We start from the raw sequence: 21596 nt of genomic DNA, 5'->3' as shown, positions 1-21596 counted from the left end.
TCTCTATTGTGGCCGAGGAATGGCCCACAGTTAGCGCAATTGTGGTCACACTAGTAAAGACGAACGGCGAGGCGGTTTCGTTGGTTAGGCGTTGAGGCGCACTTTGAGGTGCTCAAGTTGGCGGGTTACCGCTGCCGGAACGCGCCCGTCGAACGTGGCGAAAAATTCCTCAGTGGATGCCGCTTCTGCTTTCCACGAGTCGGTGTCGATCGCGAACAGCTGCTGCATGGTCTCATCGCTGAGCTCAAGGCCGTCGATGTTGAGTTCCCCGTCGCGGGGGAGCAATCCGAGGGCACTGTCCCGGGCAGCGACTTTGCCGTCAACCCGCTCAAGAATCCATTCAAGAACGCGCGAGTTCTCACCAAAGCCGGGCCAGAGAAAGGATCCATCGGGGCCCTTGCGGAACCAGTTCACCTGGAAGATGCGAGGAACTGTGCCCGAGGTGCGCAGATCTTGACCGACGGAGAGCCAGTGTGCCCAGTGATCGGCCATGTTGTATCCGCAGAAAGGCATCATGGCAAACGGGTCACGCCGTAGTTCGCCAATGGTGCCTTCGGCAGCCGCCGTCCGCTCAGATGAGATAGTGGCGCCCAGGTAGACGCCATGCTCCCAATCTCGTGCCTCCACCACTAGCGGCACGTTGGTCGCGCGGCGACCGCCGAAGATTATTGCGTCAATGACGACGCCCTGTGGTGACTCCCAGTCATCTGCGATGGTGGGGCATTGTGCTGCTGCCACAGTAAAACGTGAGTTGGCGTGTGACGACGGGCTGCCAGATTCTGGCGACCAGTCGTTTCCCTGCCAGTCGATGAGGTGCTCAGGAGCCTCATCTGTCATACCTTCCCACCACACGTCGCCGTTGTCTTTGAGCGCGACATTGGTGAAGACCGTGTGGCCCCAGATGGTGTCCATTGCGGTCTCGTTGGTGCTGTAGCCGGTTCCTGGGGCTACGCCGAAGAAGCCTGCTTCGGGGTTGATGGCGCGGAGTCGCCCATCAGCTCCCTTGCCGAGCCACGCGATGTCGTCACCAATCGTCTCGGCTTTCCACCCGGGAATGGTGGGCTTGATCATCGCGAGATTCGTTTTGCCACACGCGCTGGGGAACGCTGCCGCAATGTGGAAGACACGACCGCGCGGGTTGGTGAGTTTGAGCAGAAGCATGTGCTCAGCGAGCCATCCTTCGTCACGAGCAATCACCGAGGCGATACGAAGAGCGAACGACTTTTTGGCGAGAATCGCGTTTCCGCCGTAGGCAGAACCAAACGACCAGATTTCGCGAGTTTCCGGGAAATGGCTGATGTATTTGGTCTGGTTGCATGGCCACGGCACATCGGTGTCGTTGGCAGCGAGTGGGGCCCCAACGCTGTGGATGGCGCGCACCCATTCAGTGGAGTCATCAATCGATTCGAGAACGGCGGTTCCCATGCGCGTCATGATGCCCATGCTCAAGACGACGTAGGGGGAGTCGGTGACTTGAACCCCAATTTTGGCGAGTGGAGAACCGAGCGGGCCCATCGAGAACGGAACGACGAACATCCGGCGACCGCGCATGCTGCCTGCGAAGAGTCCGTCGAGAGTGGTGCGCATTTCTGCGGGAGCAGCCCAGTTGTTGGAAGGGCCGGCATCGCTCTCATTGGCGGAACAGATGAAGGTGCGTGATTCGACGCGAGCGACATCACTGGGATCACTGCGAGCGAGGAAGCTGTGAGGGCGGTACTCATCGTTGAGGCGCGTGAGCGTTCCGGCTTCGACCATGAGGTCGGCAATCTGGTCGGCTTCTTCGGCGCTGCCGGTGCACCAGACAACCTCATCGGGCTGTGTAAGGGTGGCGATCTCTTCCACCCAAGCGATGACGCTGGGGTGGGTTCCGTCGGGTGCGGAGAAGTGGGTCTTTGTCATCTCGGCGATGCTCATTTCTACCTTCCGCTGGTTTCTGTGGTGCTGAAAAAACTGTTCTTATTCGATGATCACGCACTTTTCTGTACGTTGCTCGAGATTAGTGTGAAAAGAATCTGCGTTCTTTAGTTATAGTGAACCTGTGAATGATCTTGTGACTTTGGGACAACGCATCCGGCACTTCCGCACGACGGCGGGATTCACTCTCGACCAACTGGGAGATCGCGTGGGGGTTGCTGGCAGTCAGCTTTCGCTGATGGAAAACGGACGTCGTGAGCCTCGACTGACCTTGCTTTCGGCGATTGCTTCGGCCACGGACATCCAATTGGCTGATCTGCTCGACGAAGCCCCGCCCACTAAACGTGCGGCACTAGAGATTGAGTTGGATCGGGTGCAACGCAGCACGATCTATGCAGCGCTCGGCTTGCCCAAGATTCGCCCGTCGAAGGGGATCCCTGACGAGACCCTTGAAGCGATAGTTGGGTTGCATCATGAACTCGCTACGCGTTCGCGCCAGGCGATCGCGACGCCTGAAGAAGCTCGTCGAGCCAATACCGAATTGCGTCAGCAGATGCGCACCCTCGATAACTACCTACCCGATCTCGAACGAGAAGCCGAAAAGTTGACTCTCGCCGGCAACCACACCACCGGGGCGCTCACCCACCGCGCCGTGAGTTTGATGGCAGAGTCCTTGGGCTTCGAGCTGGTGCATGTGCACGATCTGCCGCATTCGGCGCGTTCGGTTACCGACCTCAAGCACGGGCGCATCTACTTGCCGCCTGCATCGATTCCTGGTGGACACGGCTTGCGGTCGATGGCCCTTCAGGCGATGGCACATCGTGTTCTCGGGCACACCGAACCCACCAGCTACGCCGAGTTTTTGCATCAGCGTCTGGAGATTAACTACTTCGCGGCGGCCGTCCTGATGCCATTGAAGCAGTCGGTTGAGTTCTTGAGCGACGCCAAAACGCAGCGCAATATTGCGGTTGAAGACTTTCGGGATGCGTTTGGTGTCACCCACGAGGCGGCAGCGTTACGCTTCACTAACCTTGCGACCTCGCACCTTGACCTTGAGACCCATTTTTTGCGTGTGGGTGACGACGGCGCTGTCTACAAGGCGTACGAAAATGATGGCCTGCGTTTGCCGGTGGATGTTACTGGCTCAGCCGAGGGGCAGTTTGTGTGCCGCAATTGGAGCGCTCGAACCGCATTCACGCGCACCAACCGCACCACGGAGTTCTACCAGTACACCGACACCCCCGAGGGCAGCTTCTTCGAATCCACCCAGACGGGAACCACGGATGCCGAAGAGTTCTCCATCACCATCGGCGTGCCTTTCTCGCACTCCAAATGGTTCCGCGGGCGCGCGACCGACAACCGTCGAGCGTCCACGTGCCCCGATGAGACGTGCTGCCGCAAGCCCGAAGATGTTTTGCGCGACCGGTGGTCGGGCAATGCATGGTCGAGCGCCAAGCTGCACGCCCACATCCTGTCGCCGCTGCCGTCAGGAACTTTCCCCGGCGTTGACGACCGCGAACTTTACGAGTTTTTGGAGCTGCATTCGATCGACGCGCACTAAGCAGCGTGGCGAAATGGTGGGCAACTCGCGTTCATCAGCGTGACGGTGCTGCGGTGTTCCCGGTCATCCATGCTTCAGCTGGCGGGCGGAGCATCCTTGCGCGTGAAGGCATGGAGGGCGGATGCAACTGCCCTGGGCGCGGTGCGTTGGACAAAGTGTTGATGGCCGGGGACTGTCACGAGCGTGACTGAGCGTGCGTCACCTCGAAGTCGCCGGCACCAGTCCATCCCGGCAACGCGGTCACGTCCACCCCGCAGGAGCAGGAGGGGCATCAGGAGTCCCGGAACGCGGTCCTCGATCGGGTAAGCGACCATCTGTCCTGCTTGAGTAAGGAACCACGATGGACCGCAGCGAAGGAAGTCGGTGAATGCCAGCAGGTTGGCGCTCGTCGGCTCGCCGAGCGCATCAACACCGAGGGCGACTGTTTGGGTGAAAATCGAGCGGTGAGTATCGTCAACAACGGGGCCGACAGCGGCGACGTGCGTCGCGAGCTCTGGTCGCTGTGCGGCGAGCTCGACGACCCACTGGGTGCCCATGGAGTGTCCAACCAGGACAGCCTGCTCGATTCCGAGCCGGTCCAATACCCGCCCGAGGGCTCGTGCCATCTCCGGGACCCCCAGAGATTTAGCTGGTTTCGGGAGACCGCCGAATCCGGGCAAGTCAATGGAGTAAACCTCGTCCATCTCCGAGAGCACGTTATGAAGGCGCGTGAGGTAACGATGCGACATGCCGATCCCATGAATCAAGACGAACGGAGGTCGCCCGGTGCTTGGCGGGCCGGAGGACCGCATTGCACGGAAAACCAAATCGCCGTCGCGGAGGGTCTGTTCCTCGTGGTCCAGACCGGGTTTTTCGTGCTGCTTCGCTGGTTGCCACATCCCCAAATAATAGTGGGAGGGAGCATCAGGAGTCTGGGCTAGCGTCGAAACCTCAACCTAATTAACACTTCAGGAAGCAACTGATTGCATGGCTAAAAAAACTTTGACGGCTGCACCTCTCGTCGAAACTCGGTTCTGCCGGCTCACTGCGCCAATCTTCGGCGCTCCTCGCTCGATTTTCGTGACGTCAACGTTGAAGGATCTCGGCTGGGCTCTGCCGAATTTTATGAGTCAATGTAAAAATCTGTCCGTTTCACCCATTGCCGCGTCGGCTACCTCAACTTGCGAGGGGCACACCTTCAGGATGTTGTCTTCGACGACTGCCGCATCGATGAGCTTGATCTCGGCACAGCCACTATAAACCGTGTCTGGTTCGAGAACACCCAGATCAACACCCTCGATCTCACGCGCTCTGTTCTCACTAACGTCGATCTTCGATCGCTAGCGCTACGCCAGCTCTCCGGTGTCGCACACCTTGAAGGCACCACCATCAACTCGTATCAACTCGCTGGACTGGCCCCTCTCCTCGCTAACCACCTAGGAATTGTGGTCGAGGAATAGACGCGGGGGGATGCCGAGAAAAACTTCGCCGGCAGAGAGTCTGTATCTGCTGCCGGGCCCGAAATAACAGTGCCCCCGGAGGGAATCGAACCCCCGACCTACGGTACCGGAAACCGGCGCTCTATCCCCTGAGCTACGAAGGCAAGGAGGCTAGCTTAGCAAGCAATCGCCCCAACAATTAGCACGCTGTTCTGATGTCGGTGTCAGCTTCCCATGACAGTATCGAGGCATGTTGCGTACCGTTTCGTCCCACCAAGAACTTGACCTTCGCGGTCGCACCGAAATGGTCTTCAGCATTGCTGTCGCGGCCTCGTGGCCCACAGCATCCGAGTCCCTTGATTTCGTGTTGGATGACGCACCCCAGCACCCAACCGAGTTGGTTGATGCGCGCGGAACCCGGCTGCACACGCTCATTGCGGGCCCGGGGCGACTTGTTGTGGACTATGCCGCTACCGTCGAGGCAACGCCCGAACCTGCGCCGCTAAGCGCCATTGACCGGGTCGAATATTTGCGTCCGAGCCGCTATTGCGAGTCTGACGTTCTCACTCCTACCGCTCGCTCGCTGTTTCCGGCCCAAATCGGCCACGAGTTGCTGCAATCAGTGCGCGACTGGGTCTCGCAGAATATTCGCTACACCCCGGGTGTTTCTATGGCCACTGATGGAGCGGCACACTCGCTGTTAACGCGACGAGGTGTGTGCCGCGATTATGCCCACCTGACGATTGCCATGCTCCGGGCAAAAGACGTGCCAGCTCGCTACGCCTCGGTGTATGCGCCAGGGCTCAGCCCGATGGATTTTCACGCGGTTGCTGAGGCATACGTAGAGGGGGCCTGGTGGATTGTTGATTCTACGGGGCTCGCCCCGCGCCAGTCGCTCGTGCGCATTGCGACGGGTCGGGATGCCGCAGATGTTGCGTTCCTCACCAACCACTGGGCCGACCTCTTCTTGCAGAATCTTGTGATCACTGCGACGGCCGATGTGCTTCCGAACGACGACCATCGTTCGCCGGTACAGCTTCCCTGATTGACGAAGAGCTCGATTCTGCGGAGCCGCGAGCGACTCGTCACTTGAGGGCTGAGCGCACGTCTGCGACCAGATCGACAGCATCTCCGGCTTCGAAGAATGCCTTCGAACTGAGGGTTGCCCAGTAGGCACCGCTAAATACCTGCGCAGTGCCGGTTCCGCCCGCCACGGCAAAGTAGCCGTCAAAACTATCCGCAGAGCTGCCCGCAGTCGACTTGAGCCCATCGAGCGTGTTCGGCGCTGGCTTAGCAACCGACACGTCGATCGTTACCCCGCTCGTGGAGTTTTCCCAACGGCAAGCAACACCCTTCGAGGCAAGAGCGGTCGCAGCAGGTGAGCCCGAAGCCGGGGTGAAGCTGTTCAGCAGCAAGAAGTTGGGGTTGAAGTCATACATTGCTTGCGGCGTGATCAGGTCAGTGCAGGCCACATCAACGGCAGTCGCCTGGGGGTCGCTCGTTGCGGAACTCGTGGGCTCTGGGGTAGCAAAGGGAGTGCTCGATGGGTCAATCGTGCGCGTTGGGTTCGGCCCCGTCGGGTCGGGCTCTGCGGGTACACACGCGGTCAGCAGAAGAGCGGATGCGCTGAGTGCGATAACTGCAGGAAGAACGCGAAGTGGAAGAGCCATAGTCCTATTCTCGCGACCTGCACCGGCAAAGACGTGCAGTGACCCGGCGAAGTTGCGAACCGTGCCGCCTATCCTGAGCAGGGCCGCCCCATCCCGAACAGAACTTCAGCGACCGCACAGTACGCTTGATGCTGTGAATCCTGCCGATCTTTCTGCCACCCTGCTTTCTGTTGTCATCCGCATTGCGGCTGACCGCGGCACGCCCGATCTGGGCCTGACCGTGAACGATCTGGTGTTAGAGCGACCCCGCAATCGCGATCACGGTGATTGGGCATCCAATATCGCTATGAAGCTGGCGAAGCCGCTGGGCGCAAACCCGCGCGAGCTGGCCACCGAAATTGCCGAGCAGGTTCGCATCATTGACGGCATCGCCGCGGTAGATGTTGCGGGCCCCGGCTTCATTAACATAACGCTGGATGCCGCTGCCGCTGGTGCACTTGCGAAGACGATCGTCGAGGAGGGTGAGGCATACGGTCGCAACGATTCGCTCGCGGGTCAGACCATTAACTTGGAGTTCGTTTCGGCAAACCCGACAGGCCCGTTGCATATTGGCCACACTCGCTGGGCTGCGCTAGGTGATTCGCTGGCGCGCGTTCTGAAAAGTGCGGGTGCTGAGCTTGTCAGTGAGTTCTACATTAATGATGCCGGCAATCAGATGGGCAACTTTGCCGCCTCGATTTTGGCTGCGGCGAAGGGCGAACCGACTCCGGAGAATGGTTACCCTGGCGATTACATCGCTGAGCTCGCCAGGGGTGTTCTTGCGTCGAATCCTGAACTGCTTGAACTCGACCATGATGCCGCAATCGCTGTTGCCCGTGAGCGTGGTTACGAACTCCAGTTGGGCGAGATCAAGAAATCTCTTGCCGACTTCAACGTGCACTTCGATGTGTGGTTCAGCGAGCGTTCCCTTCATGCCACGAATGATGACGGCAAGAGCGCGATCGATGAGGCTGTTGAGCGATTGCGCGCTCAAGGGCACGTCGCCGATATCGATGATGCGGTGTGGGTCACGACGACCGATTTTGGCGACGATAAAGACCGTGTCATCAAGCGCGGTAATGGCATCTACACGTATTTCGCGGCCGACGCCGCCTACTACTTGAGCAAGGGTGATCGTGGCTTTGCCCACAAGATTTATCTGCTTGGTGCTGACCACCACGGCTACGTACACCGACTGAAGGCGCTTGCCGGTGCTGCCGGTGACGATCCCGCCAAAGACATTGAGGTGTTGATCGGTCAACTGGTGAGCATTAACGGTGCCCGACTGTCGAAGCGAGCGGGCAACATCATCGAACTCAACGACCTGCGCGACTGGCTCGGAACGGATGCGCTGCGCTACTCGCTCGGACGCTACCCCGCTGACTCGCCGCTCACCCTCGACCCCGAAGTGCTGCAGAAGCGCACGAACGATAACCCCGTCTTCTATGTGCAGTACGCCCACGCGCGAACGCACAGCGTTGCCCGCAATGCGGGGGAGTCTGGTGTGGATCGCGGTGTCTTCGATGCCTCGCTGCTGACGAACGAAACCGAAAGTATCCTGTTGGGTGTGCTCGCCGAGTTCCCCCGTATTGTCGCGCAAGCAGCCGAATTGCGCGAACCGCACCGGATTGCCCGTTATGCGGAAGAACTCGCCGGCAGCTACCACCGTTGGTACGACCAGTGTCGTGTCACCCCGCTCAACGATGAAGAGGTATCGGATGTGCACCGCACGCGCCTCTGGGTCAACGACGCTGTGGGTCAGGTGCTGCGCAATAGTCTTTGGATGCTCGGGGTCAGCGCCCCGGAGCGGATGTAGGTTTCGTGGCTAACGACGAACAGCCCACGGTCAAGCTCGTTCTCGACACTGAGCCGAAGGCCCAGCGCTCGAGCGATAAGCGACGCCCCGGGCGTAGGGGCTGGTGGATTGCCGGCGGAATGTTTGCGGTCATCCTGATTGTCGGTGTAGTTCTTGTCGAGACTGTCGGTCGTGCCGCTGCTGAGACGCTCGTGCGCGATGAAATCGCAACCTCACTCGGCGTCGATTCGGCGGACGGTGTCGCCGTAGACCTCGGTTCGGGCTCGCTGGTGCTTCAAGCACTCACCGGCGGAATCGATGTAGTCACGGTGGACCTCGATCGTGTTGAGGTAAACGGGCTCGAAGCATCCGCTCATGTCGTCGCTACTGAGGTGCCGCTGCTTGCGTCAGTTCCTCTGAAAACCTTCTCGATGGAGGTCTCTATTCCGAGCGACGAAATTAACAAGCTCGCGGGCACATTGAGTGGGCTCGAACTTGACTCAATCGAGCTGAAAGACTCGGCCATTCGTGTGTCAACGATCTTCCAGCTTCTGTTCATTCGTATTCCGGTGGCACTGGATCTTTTGCCGGTGGCCGCCGGAGATTCGGTTGCTTTCGAACCGCAATCCGTCGTCCTCGGTGATCAAAAGATTTCGGTCGCCGACTTACGCAACAACGCACTAGTTTCTGGCCTGGCCGGCGACTTGCTCAATTCGCAAAAGTTCTGCGTCGCATCGTCGATGCCCGCTGCGTTAACGATCGATTCGGTCGCGGTTGAGGGCTCAGACCTGGTCATCGAGCTCAGCGCAGACGACATCGCGCTTGGCGGCGACCAGTGGCAACAATATGGCGAGTGCTCTGAGTAGTAACTCGATTCAGCGCTAGCCGCGACTGCCGTTAGAGTGGTCAGCATCCCCAACGCCCGTGCGGACACAATCCGCCGTTTTTCGTCTACATCTCTGTGAGGTGCGACTGTGTTCGCGAACCCGCTGGCGCCCGAGTGGCTTGACGCTCCCGCTGAGGCAAACTCTTTGCCATCGACCGTGTGGTCGCACAATGCGGTGCGCACAGAAACCGGCGAATTGGAGATTGCAGGCGTCACCACCACCGCGCTCGTGCGCGACTTTGGCACGCCCGTTTACGTGATCGATGAGGCGGATGCGATTGCTCGCGCCACCGAAATCAAAAGCACGTTCGAGAGTGAGTTTGCTCGCATCGGCTCCAGCGTGAAGGTGTACTACGCGGGCAAAGCGTTCCTCTGCACCGAAGTTGCCCGCTGGATGACGGCCGCCGGCCTCAACATTGATGTGGCGTCAGCAGGCGAGATGGCGGTTGCGCTCGCAGCCGGCGTTGATGCGTCACGGCTGGGATTTCACGGCAACAACAAGAGTCTTTCCGAGATCGACCGTGCCGTGCGCGCGGGCATCGGCCCCATCGTTATCGACAGTGTCGTCGAAATCGGTCGGGTTGCTGAAGCCGCGTCACGGCACGGTCGAACCCAGCGGGTGCGGTTGCGCATCAATAGCGGGGTTCACGCATCAACCCATGAGTATCTTGCGACGGCGCGCGAAGATCAGAAGTTTGGTATTCCGCTGGCGGAGGCTGAAGCTGTGGTGGCGCAGATTCGCTCCCATTCTTCGTTGGATTTTGTGGGCATCCATTCGCATATTGGGTCGCAAATTTTTGACACTGCGGGTTTCGCTGAGGCGGCGAGACGGTTGCTTGAGTTGCACGCGCGTCTGTCGGCTGAGGCCCCAGTGCCTGAGCTGAATTTGGGCGGCGGTTTCGGTATCGCGTACACCTCAGCTGATGAGGCTCTGCCGGTTGCCGCGCTTGCCGCATCGCTTGCGTCGATTGTTGAAGCGGAGTGCACCCGCCTCGGCATTGAGGTTCCGCTGATTGCTATCGAGCCTGGCCGCTCCATTATCGGCCCGTCGACGACCACCCTGTACACGGCGGGAACCATCAAAGATGTCCTCGTCGACGGCGAGGCCGTGCGCAAGTATGTCAGCGTCGATGGCGGCATGAGCGACAACCTGCGCACGGCACTGTATGGGGCTGACTATTCTGCCCGCATCGCCAACCGGATTTCGCAGGCAGACCCGGCGCTCGTGCGTATTGCAGGCAAACACTGCGAGGCCGGCGATATTGTCGTTCGTGCCGAGTATTTGCCCGGGGACGTTGAGGCCGGCGATGTGATCGCTGTGCCGGCAACGGGCGCCTACGGTTGGGCGATGTCCAACAATTACAACTATCTCGCGCGGCCGCCAGTCGTCGCCGTACGTGAAGGAAGAGCCCACATCATTGTGCGTGGCGAAACCGAAGACGACCTACTCAGCCGCGACGCGGGAATCACACCATCGGGAGACTATAAATGATCGAATACCGCAACCTTCGTGTCGCAGTTTTAGGCGGAGGTAGCGTCGGATCACAGGTCACCGCACTGCTGCTTGAGCACGCTGATGAGCTTGCAGCGCGTGCCGGTGCTGGGCTCGAAGTCGTTGGCGTCGCTGTGCGCGACCTCGACGCACCGCGCGATACCGACATCCCGAAAGACCTGCTGACGACCGACGCAGAGTCGCTTATCGTCGGTGCAGACATCGTCATCGAACTCATCGGTGGGCTTGAGCCCGCTCGCACCTGGATCCTCAAAGCGCTGCATTCCGGCGCCGACGTGATCACGGCAAACAAGGCGCTGCTGGCCCACCACGGTGCTGAACTCTTTGAAGAAGCGGCACAGGTTGGCGCACAACTCTACTACGAAGCGGCAGTTGCGGGAGCAATCCCGATCATTCGCCCGCTTCGCGACAGCCTTGCTGGCGACCGAGTGCAGCGCATCCTTGGAATCGTCAACGGCACCACCAACTACATTCTTGACCGCATGGATGCCACGGGAGATAGTTTCGACGATGCCCTCGCTGAGGCAACCCGCCTCGGGTACGCTGAAGCCGACCCCACCGCCGACATCGAAGGCTATGACGCAGCACAGAAGGCCTCGCTCCTGTCGAGCTTGGCGTTCCACACTCGCGTGCCACTCGACACTGTGCACCGTGAGGGAATCACGAGCATCACGGCAGAGCAGGTTGTCGCCGCGCGCAAGGCTGGCTATGTCGTCAAACTTCTCGCAATTTGCGAGCGAGTCGTGGATGCGGCGAGCGGCATCGATGGCGTCAGCACACGTGTACACCCTGCGTTGGTTCCGCTGACTCACCCCCTCGCGGCGGTGCACGGTGCCAACAATGCAGTATTCGTTGAGGCCGAGGCTGCAGGAAGCCTCATGTTCTATGGTGCAGGCGCTGGGGGGCTCGAGACGGCATCCGCAGTTCTTGGCGATGTGGTGTCCGCTGCGCGTCGCCATGTCATCGGCGGGCCGGGTGTTGCGGAGTCGACTCACGCCAACCTTCGCATTTTGCCGATCTCGAGCGTAATGACGCGCTACCAGATCACGTTGACGGTTGTGGATGAGCCAGGAGTGCTCGCGACCATCGCCGCAGTCTTTAGCGATCACCAGGTCTCGGTGGAGGCGGTCAGCCAGACCGTCGGCGCAGTAACGGAGGGTGTGCCAAGCGCTACCCTCATTACTGTGACGCATGAGGCAACAGATGAGTCGCTTGCCGCTACGGTGGCCGCGCTGGCCGAGAATGCGGTTGTGCGTGAAGTTGTGTCCGTTTTGAGAGTTGAGGGGCTGTAACCAGTGGGTAGCGAAATTAGGAATCGGCAGTGGCGAGGCGTTCTTCGCGAGTATGCAGACCGTCTGAACATCACGGATGCCACTCCCATCATCACCCTGGGGGAGGGCGGAACACCGTTGATTCCCGCCGGTGCCCTGTCTCAGCGCACCGGTGCCAATGTCTGGGTCAAGTTTGAGGGAATGAACCCGACCGGTTCGTTTAAGGACCGCGGCATGACGATGGCAATCTCCAAAGCTGTCGAGCATGGCGCCAAGGCGGTTATCTGTGCGTCTACCGGTAACACTTCTGCTTCGGCGGCGGCCTACGCAGCCCACGCCGGGATTACGGCTGCTGTTCTCGTTCCCGAGGGAAAGATCGCGATGGGCAAGCTCAGCCAGGCCATCGCCCACAATGGTGAGCTCATTCAGGTGCAGGGCAACTTCGATGACTGCCTCGACATCGCTCGGGATCTCGCTGACAACTACCCCGTGCACCTCGTGAACTCGGTCAACCCCGACCGCATCGAGGGCCAGAAGACGGCGGCATTCGAGGTCGTTGAGGTCTTGGGTGACGCGCCAGACTTCCACATCGTGCCCGTGGGCAATGCAGGAAACTACACCGCATACTTCCGTGGCTACAGTGAAGAACTCGCACGCTCGGCCACGACCAAGCTGCCCCGCATGTTCGGCTTCCAGGCCGAGGGCAGCGCACCGATCGTGCGCGGCGAGGTCGTGAAGCACCCCGAAACCATCGCCAGCGCCATCCGTATCGGCAACCCGGCGTCGTGGCATCTCGCTACCGAAGCGCACAAGGTTTCTGACGGCTACTTCGGTGCTATCAGTGATGCCAAGATTCTTGAAGCTCAGCGCATTCTGTCGGCCGAGGTCGGCATCTTTGTGGAGCCGGCATCCGCAATCAGTGTTGCTGGTCTGTTGGAACGCGCCGAAGCCGGCCAGATTCCGCGCGGATCAACGGTCGTGCTCACGGTTACCGGGCACGGCTTGAAAGACCCGCAGTGGGCGCTCAAGACGGCCAGCGGCGACGACATCACACCGAAAATTGTTCCTGTCGATACTGCAGAGGTTGCCAGCGTGTTGGGGTTGGCCAAGGCATGACCTCGCTGGTCGGTCGCAGCGTCGTTGTGCGCGTGCCGGCGACCTCCGCAAACCTTGGGCCTGGCTTCGACACGCTTGGGTTGGCTCTCTCGCACTATGACGAGCTCATCGTTTCTGCGGTGGAAGGCGCGGGCGTCACGATCGACGTCACGGGGGTCGGTGCAGGAATCGTTGCAACCGACGAATCTAACCTGGTAATTCAGGCGATTCAGCACTGCTTTACGCACTTCCATCAGCAGCTGCCTGCGCTTCATGTGCAGGCCAACAATGTGATTCCGCACGGGGCTGGGCTTGGCTCGTCGGCGGCAGCGATTGTCTCGGGAGTCATGGCGGCCAAAGGGTTGCTTGAGGGAATCGTCGAGATGGATGCCGCAACCCTCCTCGTGCTCGCCACCGAGTTAGAGGGGCACCCCGACAACGTCGCGCCAGCCCTTTTGGGCGGTCTCACGATCGCGTGGAGCACTGAGGCCGGGCCGCAAGCGAAAAAGCTGATCGTGCACCGTGGAGTCTCTCCCCTGGTGTGCGTTCCCGACTTCCAAGTCTCCACAGCGCACGCCCGCAGCCTGCAACCCGAAATGGTGCCCTACGCTGACGCGGTCTACAACGTCTCGCGGGCAGCGCTCCTCATCGCGGCGCTCGCCCAGAGCCCCGAACTGCTACTCGAAGCCACGGGCGACCGCCTGCACCAGGACTACCGCGCAGCCGCAATGCCGCAAACCACAGAACTGATTCGGATGCTGCGCTCACACGGCCACGCCGCAGTCGTCTCGGGCGCTGGGCCTTCAGTTCTTGTGCTCGCAGATGATCCGGCTAAACGCCTTGAGGCCATGGCGCTTGTTCAAGAACACGCCGCCACGCCTTGGGAGTGCCTCCTCTTAGCTGTGGACTTCAAAGGTGCTACAGTGAACGAGCACCAGGTAGAAGCTACGGCGTAGTCGTAGCATCCCGGTTGCACTTCACCCGTCGCATCCCCGAATTAGATTCCTGCGCATCCGCGTAGACACCGGTGAGCGGCTAGCTCTCCACCACGGCTTTTATGCGTGGTTGGGGAAAGGAACCCCAAGTAGTGACTGACGTCAATAACCACGCATCTAGCGTGGATTCCCGTACCGCCCTGAGCGCGTTGCGACTGCCCGAGCTTCAAGCAATGGCAGCCGAACGTGGCATCACCGGTGCATCAAAACTTCGTAAAGGAGATCTCGTGGAAGCAATCAACGAGAAGAACAGCAACACCGAAACATCCGCATCAGTACCCGCAACAACTGAGACTCAGGTAGCTCCGGCACGTAAGCGCGCATCGCGCCGTGTCACGAGTGCCGATGGTGCCGCTATCGCGGGCGCCGAGGCTCCTGCTGGCGCCCCACAGGTTGCGAAGGAGGCTTCACCGAAGAACGACTCCGCTCCATCTGCAACGGCAGGCGCAACAGATGTCGCACCGTCGACAGATTCCACGACGCAAAAGCCTAAGACGGCTTCTCGCAAGAAGAAGGTCGACGCTGCACCCGCAGCAAGCGAGTCGGATGCCGCAGCAGGCTCGAACGCTTCGGCCGACTCGACAGCATCAGCCGATGCTCCCGCTGCTGAGGCAGCACCTAAGCGCAACCGCCGCAGCTCGAGCCGCGCCGCAGAAACCGCCGAGGCTCCGAACGATGATGCCAAGGCTGACGCTTCACACGAGACCAAGTCGGGCAACTCGCAGAGTGACGCTAGCAAGAACGGCAACGCCGACAAGAGTGGCAACGCGGAGACTACTGGCGATGCCGGTAGTGCTCGTAACTCTGGTCGCGACAAGCGCGACAACAACGCCAACAAGCGCGACAATAACGCCGACAACAGTGGCGACAAGAGCGACAAGGGCAACAACTCAGGCCGCGGATCTTCGGATTCCGATTTCGACAACGACAACGATGGCGACAACAGCTCCGACGGTGAGTCCGGTTCCGGCCGCAATCGCAACCGTAATCGCAACCGCAACAGCCAGAACAGTGATGGCTCAGGTCGTCAGAACAACAATCGCCGCCAGAACAACAGCGGTGGCGGCAATGAACCTCGCGAGAACCGCGAACCCCGCGATAACCGCGGCAGCAACAACGGCAGCAACGATGACTCGCGCGGCGGAGACGCTGATTCCGAGCGCGGAGGCCGCGGCCGTTACCGTGACCGCAAGCGCGGCCGCGGCAACATGGGCGACGACTACGAGCCCGAGATCACCGAAGATGACGTACTGATTCCGGTTGCCGGCATCCTTGACGTTCTCGACAACTACGCATTTGTCCGCACTACTGGCTACTTGCCGGGTAACAGCGATGTGTACGTTTCGCTCGGCCAGGTCAAGAAGTACAACCTGCGTAAGGGTGACGCTGTTGTTGGCGCTATCCGCCAACCGCGCGAGGGCGACAACAACCAGGGCCGCCAGAAGTACAACGCGATTGTGCGAATCGACTCGATCAACGGCTTGCCCGTTGAAGAGGCGGCGAACCGCGTTGAATTTGGCAAGCTCACTCCGCTCTACCCGCAGGAGCGTCTGCGTCTCGAAACTGAGCCGTCGATGCTCTCGACTCGCATCATCGACCTTGCAGCTCCCATCGGTAAGGGTCAGCGCGGTCTGATCGTTTCGCCCCCCAAGGCAGGCAAGACGCAGGTCTTGCAGTCAATCGCGAACGCAATCTCCAAGAACAACCCCGAGGTTCACCTCATGGTTGTTCTTGTTGACGAGCGCCCCGAAGAAGTCACCGACATGCAGCGCACCGTCAAGGGTGAAGTTATCGCTTCCACCTTCGACCGCCCGGCTGAAGACCACACCACGGTTGCAGAGCTTGCGATTGAGCGCGCCAAGCGCCTCGTTGAGCTTGGCCACGACGTTGTCGTGCTGCTCGACTCGATCACTCGCCTTGGCCGTGCCTACAACCAAACTGCCCCGGCATCCGGTCGCGTTCTCTCTGGCGGCGTTGACGCGTCTGCGCTCTACCCACCGAAGCGTTTCTTTGGTGCAGCACGCAACGTTGAAGAGGGTGGCTCACTTACCATCATCGCTACTGCACTCGTCGAGACCGGTTCGAAGATGGATGAAGTTATCTTCGAAGAGTTCAAGGGCACCGGCAATATGGAACTGCGTCTGTCGCGCCAGCTCGCCGACAAGCGCATCTTCCCTGCGGTTGATATCAATGCCTCCGGAACCCGTCGCGAAGAGATGCTTCTCGGTGCTGACGAAGTGAAGGTCACCTGGAATTTGCGTCGTGCGCTGGCTGGTCTCGACCAGCAGGCTGCACTCGAAATCGTGCTGGGTAAACTGAAGGAGACGAACTCGAACGTTGAGTTCCTCATGCAGATCCAGAAGTCGCTTCCTTCCACCAACGGCAAAAAAGAGGACTAACAATGTTCGAGTCAGTACAGTCGCTGCTGACCGAGCATGAGGAGCTCGAGGGTCAGCTGGCTGACCCCGAGCTCCACTCTGACCCGGTCCGCTCAAGAAAAGTCAACCGACGCTACGCCGAGTTGTCGCGCATTGTTGCGTCCTACCGCGAGTGGCGTCAGCTGACCGATGACTTAGCGGCAGCCACTGAAATGGCTGACGAAGATGAGTCGTTCGCTGCCGAGATTCCGGGCCTCACCGAGAAGCTCGAAGCTGTTCAAGAGAAGCTTCGCCGCATTCTGATTCCGCGTGACCCCAACGATTCCCGTGACGTCATCATGGAAATCAAAATGGGTGAGGGTGGGGCCGAATCGGCTCTCTTCGCTGGCGACCTGCTGCGCATGTATTTGCACTATGCCGAGTCTAAAAAGTGGAAGACCGAGATAATCGAGCAGACCTCGAGCGACCTTGGCGGAATCAAAGATGTGCAGTTGGCCATCAAGGGTTCGTCTAGTGATCCGGCTGAGGGCGTCTGGGCTCACTTGAAGTACGAGGGTGGAGTGCACCGCGTTCAGCGGGTGCCCGCCACTGAGTCTCAAGGCCGCATCCACACGTCCGCTGCTGGGGTGCTCGTATTCCCTGAGGTCGATGAGCCTGAAGAGGTTGAGATCAGCCAGAACGATCTCAAGATCGACGTTTACCGCTCGTCGGGGCCTGGTGGCCAGTCGGTGAACACTACTGACTCTGCTGTTCGCATTACTCACCTTCCGACTGGCATTGTCGTGGCCATGCAGAACGAGAAATCGCAACTGCAAAACCGCGAAGCTGGTATGCGGGTGCTGCGTGCGCGCATCCTTGCCCGCTACCAAGAAGAAGCGGATGCCGAGGCAAGCGAATACCGTAAGAGCCAAATCCGCACGATGGATCGTTCCGAGCGCATCCGCACCTACAACTTCCCCGAAAATCGTATTGCCGATCACCGCACGGGATACAAGGCCTACAACCTCGATCAGGCGATCAGTGGTGCTCTCGAGCCTGTCATCCAATCGTGCATCATTGCCGATGAAGAGGCGCGCTTGGCGTTGATCGGAAACGACTCCTGAGCGACGCAGTGACTGCCGAGTACAACATCAGTGTCGCTGACCTTATTGGCAGCGGCACTGAGCTGTTGAGTGCCGGGGGAGTACCCAGTCCGGCGGTTGACGCCGAAATCCTTGTCGCTCATGCTCTTGAGCTGAGTCGGGGTGAACTTCGCGTGCGCGCCGTCACCGGTGCAGTTGTTCCGGCTGAACTCGAAGCGCACGCACGAGAACTCTTCGGGCGCCGCGCTGCTCGCGAGCCACTGCAGCACATCACCGGTAGTGCGCCGTTCCGTAACTTGGAGCTGAGTGTAGGGCCAGGCGTCTTTGTGCCGCGTCCAGAGACAGAGACCGTAGTGCAGTTCGCGATCGACGCCTTGAACGCGAGCGCGACCCCGGAGCCGATTGGTGTGGATCTCGGCACGGGAAGCGGTGCGATCGCGCTGTCGATGGCCACGGAGGTTCCTCGGTCGCGCATCTACGCCGTCGAGCTGTCGCCGGACGCGATGCCGTACACGAGCGAGAACTTTCGCCGCTATGGATCCGTCAACGCCACACTCGTGAACGCTGACCTCGACGAAGCATTCACCGAGCTCAATGGCACGGTCGACGTCGTCATCTCCAACCCGCCATACATCCCTGCTGCCGCGATCCCGCGCGACCTCGAGGTTCAGCTTCACGACCCCGCTCTGGCGCTCTACGGCGGAGAAGATGGGTTGGATGTCGTCCGTCGCGTATCCTCGACTGCCCAGCGTCTGCTTCACCAAGGCGGCACTCTTGTGCTCGAGCATGGCGAAGAGCAGGCTTCGGCAATTGCCGCGCTGCTCACAGCGGACGGCTGGAACGCGGTAGCCCACCACAAAGATCTTCTCGGTCGTGACCGAGCAACGACAGCGCTGCTCTAACTTTTGTCCGCGATGTTACCCGCGTGACTCAGCAAATTCTTCGATCGCCCGGTGTAGGCCGGCACAATCAACAAACTGGTGGCCGGTGATCCCGAGTCGCTGAGCTGACTCCACGTTTTCTTGCATGTCGTCGACAAAGAATGCATTCTGCGGTTCGACTCCGTAGGCCTCAAGCGTGCGCTCGTACACCGCGGGGTCGGGTTTGCGGGCTTTGTAGTGGCTTGAGGTGCGCAAGTGGTCCCCGAAAATCTCAACAAGCTCTGGCGCGAGCGTCGGCAAATGCTCACCAAGAAGTGCGCCATTGTTGGTGAGCAGCGTCACCTGACCGAGATTGGCAGCGCGTTGTGCCGCTGCGAGGGAATCGGGCCACACCGTCATTGCGGCGGCTCTGGTCTCTACCCAGCGGGCAACATCCACCGACTGTCCAATCGCCTTCTCGAACGCGGCGAGGTAGTCGTCACCGGTCGGATACAGCCCAGCCTCGGCACCGAATTCGCCGTCGTCATGCCACCAGAGGCGGCGCAGTTCGAGAAAGCTCAGCCCGGTCAGCTCGCTCATTGCGGCCATTCGGGCACGCCAGTCGTACTCATAGAGCACGTCATCCATATCAAAGATGAAAAGCAGCGTCATCGTTGGCCATCACTATCTGTTAGTCGTGCTCAGTCTTTCACTGTTTCGACCGGTACCATGTTGGGGACATGGATGACCTTTACGATTGCGCAGACGACGCTCAGCTTCTTACCGGGATGCGGCTCGCACGCGTGGCTATTGGCCGCGGCGACCTCGTCGTGATCCCGACCGACACGGTCTACGGGGTTGCTGCCGATGCTTTCCAGCCCGAGGCTGTACAGAAGCTCATCGATGCCAAAGGGCGAACGCGCCAGTCACCTCCGCCTGTGCTGATTCCCGGCATCCCGACTCTTGATGCCCTTGCGGCAACAGTGCCCGATGAGGTGCGCACTTTGGTCGCCGAGTTCTGGCCTGGCGGCCTCACGATCATTTTGCCCGCGCAGCCTTCGCTGAGTTGGGATCTGGGGGAGACCCACGGCACTGTCGCATTGCGGATGCCGTCGAACCGTATCGCTTTGGAACTTCTGTCTGAGACGGGGCCGCTTGCGGTCTCGAGTGCCAACAGCACTGGCCTTCCGGCGGCGCGTTCTGCGGCGAAGGCCCAAGAAATGTTGGGCGATTCGGTGTCGGTGTACCTCGATGACGGTGAGAGCGGGGAGCTAGCCTCAACCATCGTCGATGCCACAGGTTTGCTCGTTGAGGGCGGAAAAATGCGCATCGTGCGGGAGGGCGTCATCTCGGCCGACGCCATCCGTGAATTGATCGGGGCCGATCGATGCGAATAATTTTCTATTTCCTTATCGCGAGTATTGCGGCGATCGTCACGTACGCGCTGGCTCTGCTGGTGCTCAAGTTGAGTCTCAAATACCGGCTCTACCCGCAGGTTCGCCAGCGAGATGTACACACACGACCCACGCCTCGGCTGGGTGGAGTCGCCATGTTCTTTGGCATCCTTGTGGCGTTCGCGGTGGCGTCAAGCCTCAGTAACTTTTCTCTCATCTTCAACGAGCCGGGTAAAGTCCTCGGTTTGCTGGGGGCGGCACTCATCATCGTCGTGATCGGTGTTGCGGACGACATTTGGGATCTCGACTGGCTCACCAAGCTGGCGGGCCAAATTATCGCGGCTGGCGTGCTGGCGTGGCAGGGCGTTCAGCTGTCGACGTTGCCCATTGGCGGACAGACCATCGTGTCGCCTTACGTCTCGCTCATCATCACAATCTTCGCCGTCGTGCTGGTGATGAATGCGGTCAACTTCATTGATGGCCTCGACGGCCTCGTCGCTGGCGTCGCGGTGATCGCCAACAGTGTCTTTTTTGTCTACGCCTACCTCCTGCAGTTGCAAGCCCAGACCGAGTACTTCAACTTGGCGTCACTGACGACAGCGATCCTTATCGGCGCGTGCGTCGGCTTCCTGCCGATCAACTTCCACCCGGCGAAGATGTTTATGGGAGACGCGGGAGCACTGCTGGTTGGGCTTCTCATGGCAGCATCCGCAATTTCAGTGACCGGTCAAGTGGATGCCGGCTACCTGGCCCAGCCCGACAAGTTCACGCTTGATTTTCTCCCGGCCTTCATCCCCATCCTGCTGCCCGTGGCGGTGCTCGTTATCCCGCTGCTCGATTTCGGGCTCGCGATGATTCGGCGCCTTCGTGCCGGCAAGTCGCCTTTCAGCGCTGACCGCAAGCACCTTCATCACCGCCTGCTCGACATGGGGCACTCCCACTTGCACGCGGTGCTCATTCTGTATGCGTGGACTTTTGTTGCGTCTGTCGGGGTTTTGGCATTCACGTTTGTGCCGTGGCGCTGGGCGGCTCTCATGTTCGTTGTCGGGCTTGCCGGCTGTGCTGCGATCACGCTGGCTCCGCTCAGCCGACGCAAAGCTCGCGAGGCGGCAGCTCAGCGTCGCGCTGAAGCGCTCGAAACACCCACTGACGATGCACGCTACGACGGTTTGGATGCCGCATCCACCGACACCTCACCAACGCCCCTCACAAAGGAACCCACCGTATGAAGTCTTCCGCCATCCTTGGCCGCGCTCTCGCCTACGGTGCCATCCTGACGGTGGCCATTGCGCTGGTGGGGTCATTTATCGGGTTCCTCGTTGCGGGCGACGCCGGACTGGTGAGCGCGCTTATCGGCGCCGGTCTCACGGCGCTGTTCATGGGGTTCACCGCTGGCAGCATTGTGCTCGCCTCTCGTGCAACGAAAGGGGATCCTTCGAGCACCCTGTTCTTCGGAATTGTGCTCGGCGTCTGGTTGCTCAAGTTTGTCGTCTTCATCGCGATCTTGGTTATTCTGCGCGGGCAACCATTCCTGGAGCCGCTGGTGTTCTTCTTCTCCATCCTCGCGGCTGTGATCGGTAGCCTCGTCGTCGACGTGCTCGCTTTTGTGCGCGCTCGCGAAAGCTATGTTCCCGGAGTCCAGCTACCCGGCGAAGATAGCTCGGCGTCAAACTAAATTGGTCGGATTCGCTTGCAGATTCGTCGTGAGCGTAAATCTCTTGATAGAGTTTCACCCGTTAGACCCCCACTTTCATCGCCGCGTGTTTGCACGCCCCGATTCTGGAG

19 protein-coding genes and 1 tRNA gene are annotated in these 21596 nt (G+C 60.0%); 15 read left to right on the top strand and 5 right to left on the bottom strand.

What is annotated here, in order from left to right; translation table 11 throughout:
- Positions 1-84 precede the first annotated feature (84 nt).
- Positions 85-1914 (bottom strand): phosphoenolpyruvate carboxykinase (GTP), encoded by a 1830-nt coding sequence (locus tag AADH44_RS08710; RefSeq protein ID WP_341952390.1) that lies wholly within the window; start codon positions 1912-1914, stop codon positions 85-87.
- Positions 1915-2038: 124 nt separating this feature from the next.
- On the opposite strand from AADH44_RS08710, the gene AADH44_RS08705 reads away from it, so the two are divergent.
- Complete coding sequence (locus AADH44_RS08705) at positions 2039-3475, top strand: helix-turn-helix domain-containing protein (protein ID WP_341952388.1); 1437 nt, start codon at positions 2039-2041, stop codon at positions 3473-3475.
- 74 nt (positions 3476-3549) lie between these two features.
- Here the strand turns inward: AADH44_RS08705 and AADH44_RS08700 are convergent, their stop codons facing one another.
- A complete protein-coding gene (locus AADH44_RS08700; protein WP_341954972.1) occupies positions 3550-4266 on the bottom strand; it encodes an alpha/beta hydrolase in 717 nt (238 codons plus the stop codon).
- A gap of 369 nt (positions 4267-4635) precedes the next feature.
- Between AADH44_RS08700 and AADH44_RS08695 the strand changes: the two genes are divergently transcribed.
- On the top strand, positions 4636-4914 hold the full coding sequence (locus AADH44_RS08695; protein WP_341952386.1) for a hypothetical protein: 279 nt from the start codon (positions 4636-4638) through the stop codon (positions 4912-4914).
- A 70-nt stretch (positions 4915-4984) separates the two neighbouring features.
- Here the strand turns inward: AADH44_RS08695 and AADH44_RS08690 are convergent.
- Positions 4985-5057, bottom strand: a tRNA-Arg gene (locus AADH44_RS08690).
- Positions 5058-5143: 86 nt separating this feature from the next.
- Between AADH44_RS08690 and AADH44_RS08685 the strand changes: the two genes are divergently transcribed.
- Entirely contained in the window at positions 5144-5938 is a 795-nt protein-coding gene (locus AADH44_RS08685) for a transglutaminase family protein (protein ID WP_341952384.1), read from the top strand.
- A 40-nt stretch (positions 5939-5978) separates the two neighbouring features.
- Here AADH44_RS08685 and AADH44_RS08680 read toward each other — a convergent pair whose 3' ends face one another.
- Positions 5979-6563: an arginyl-tRNA synthetase gene (locus tag AADH44_RS08680; protein WP_341952382.1), complete on the bottom strand. Its 585-nt coding sequence runs from the start codon at positions 6561-6563 to the stop codon at positions 5979-5981.
- A gap of 133 nt (positions 6564-6696) precedes the next feature.
- Here AADH44_RS08680 and argS point away from each other — a divergent pair, with 133 nt between their 5' ends.
- From argS to prmC, 9 genes are all read left to right on the top strand, one after another.
- A complete protein-coding gene (argS, locus tag AADH44_RS08675; protein WP_341952380.1) occupies positions 6697-8358 on the top strand; it encodes an arginine--tRNA ligase in 1662 nt (553 codons plus the stop codon).
- Between the two features lie 5 nt (positions 8359-8363).
- Positions 8364-9203 (top strand): DUF2993 domain-containing protein, encoded by an 840-nt coding sequence (locus tag AADH44_RS08670; protein WP_341952379.1) that lies wholly within the window; start codon positions 8364-8366, stop codon positions 9201-9203.
- A gap of 108 nt (positions 9204-9311) precedes the next feature.
- Positions 9312-10715, top strand: coding sequence for a diaminopimelate decarboxylase (gene lysA / locus AADH44_RS08665; protein WP_341952378.1), 1404 nt, complete (start codon positions 9312-9314; stop codon positions 10713-10715).
- On the top strand, positions 10712-12028 hold the full coding sequence (locus AADH44_RS08660; protein ID WP_341952377.1) for a homoserine dehydrogenase: 1317 nt from the start codon (positions 10712-10714) through the stop codon (positions 12026-12028). Before lysA ends, AADH44_RS08660 begins: the two co-directional genes overlap by 4 nt.
- A 3-nt stretch (positions 12029-12031) precedes the next feature.
- The gene (thrC, locus tag AADH44_RS08655; protein WP_341952375.1) at positions 12032-13123 is read left to right on the top strand and encodes a threonine synthase; all 1092 of its coding nucleotides are present in this window, start codon (positions 12032-12034) and stop codon (positions 13121-13123) included.
- Positions 13120-14058 (top strand): homoserine kinase, encoded by a 939-nt coding sequence (gene thrB, locus AADH44_RS08650; RefSeq protein ID WP_341952374.1) that lies wholly within the window; start codon positions 13120-13122, stop codon positions 14056-14058. Before thrC ends, thrB begins: the two co-directional genes overlap by 4 nt.
- Positions 14059-14189: 131 nt before the next feature.
- Positions 14190-16496 (top strand): transcription termination factor Rho, encoded by a 2307-nt coding sequence (rho, locus tag AADH44_RS08645; RefSeq protein ID WP_341952373.1) that lies wholly within the window; start codon positions 14190-14192, stop codon positions 16494-16496.
- A 2-nt stretch (positions 16497-16498) separates the two neighbouring features.
- Complete coding sequence (gene prfA, locus AADH44_RS08640; protein WP_341952372.1) at positions 16499-17578, top strand: peptide chain release factor 1; 1080 nt, start codon at positions 16499-16501, stop codon at positions 17576-17578.
- 8 nt (positions 17579-17586) lie between these two features.
- A complete protein-coding gene (prmC, locus tag AADH44_RS08635) occupies positions 17587-18459 on the top strand; it encodes a peptide chain release factor N(5)-glutamine methyltransferase (protein ID WP_341952370.1) in 873 nt (290 codons plus the stop codon).
- Between the two features lie 15 nt (positions 18460-18474).
- Here prmC and AADH44_RS08630 read toward each other — a convergent pair whose 3' ends face one another.
- A complete protein-coding gene (locus tag AADH44_RS08630) occupies positions 18475-19089 on the bottom strand; it encodes an HAD-IA family hydrolase (protein WP_341952369.1) in 615 nt (204 codons plus the stop codon).
- Between the two features lie 68 nt (positions 19090-19157).
- Here AADH44_RS08630 and AADH44_RS08625 point away from each other — a divergent pair, with 68 nt between their 5' ends.
- Genes AADH44_RS08625 through AADH44_RS08615 form a run of 3 tightly spaced genes read left to right on the top strand, consistent with a single transcriptional unit; the run spans position 19158 to position 21486 of the window.
- On the top strand, positions 19158-19814 hold the full coding sequence (locus AADH44_RS08625) for an L-threonylcarbamoyladenylate synthase (protein ID WP_341952368.1): 657 nt from the start codon (positions 19158-19160) through the stop codon (positions 19812-19814).
- Entirely contained in the window at positions 19805-21040 is a 1236-nt protein-coding gene (locus AADH44_RS08620) for an MraY family glycosyltransferase (RefSeq protein ID WP_341952367.1), read from the top strand. The genes AADH44_RS08625 and AADH44_RS08620 overlap by 10 nt, the downstream gene beginning before the upstream one ends.
- Positions 21037-21486, top strand: a complete 450-nt coding sequence (locus AADH44_RS08615; protein ID WP_341952365.1) for a hypothetical protein — start codon at positions 21037-21039, stop codon at positions 21484-21486. The genes AADH44_RS08620 and AADH44_RS08615 overlap by 4 nt, the downstream gene beginning before the upstream one ends.
- Positions 21487-21596 lie beyond the last annotated feature (110 nt).

This window comes from Salinibacterium sp. TMP30 (assembly GCF_038397785.1).
In the GTDB taxonomy this organism is placed as follows: domain Bacteria; phylum Actinomycetota; class Actinomycetes; order Actinomycetales; family Microbacteriaceae; genus Rhodoglobus.
This window is presented reverse-complemented; position numbering and strand designations above follow the sequence as displayed.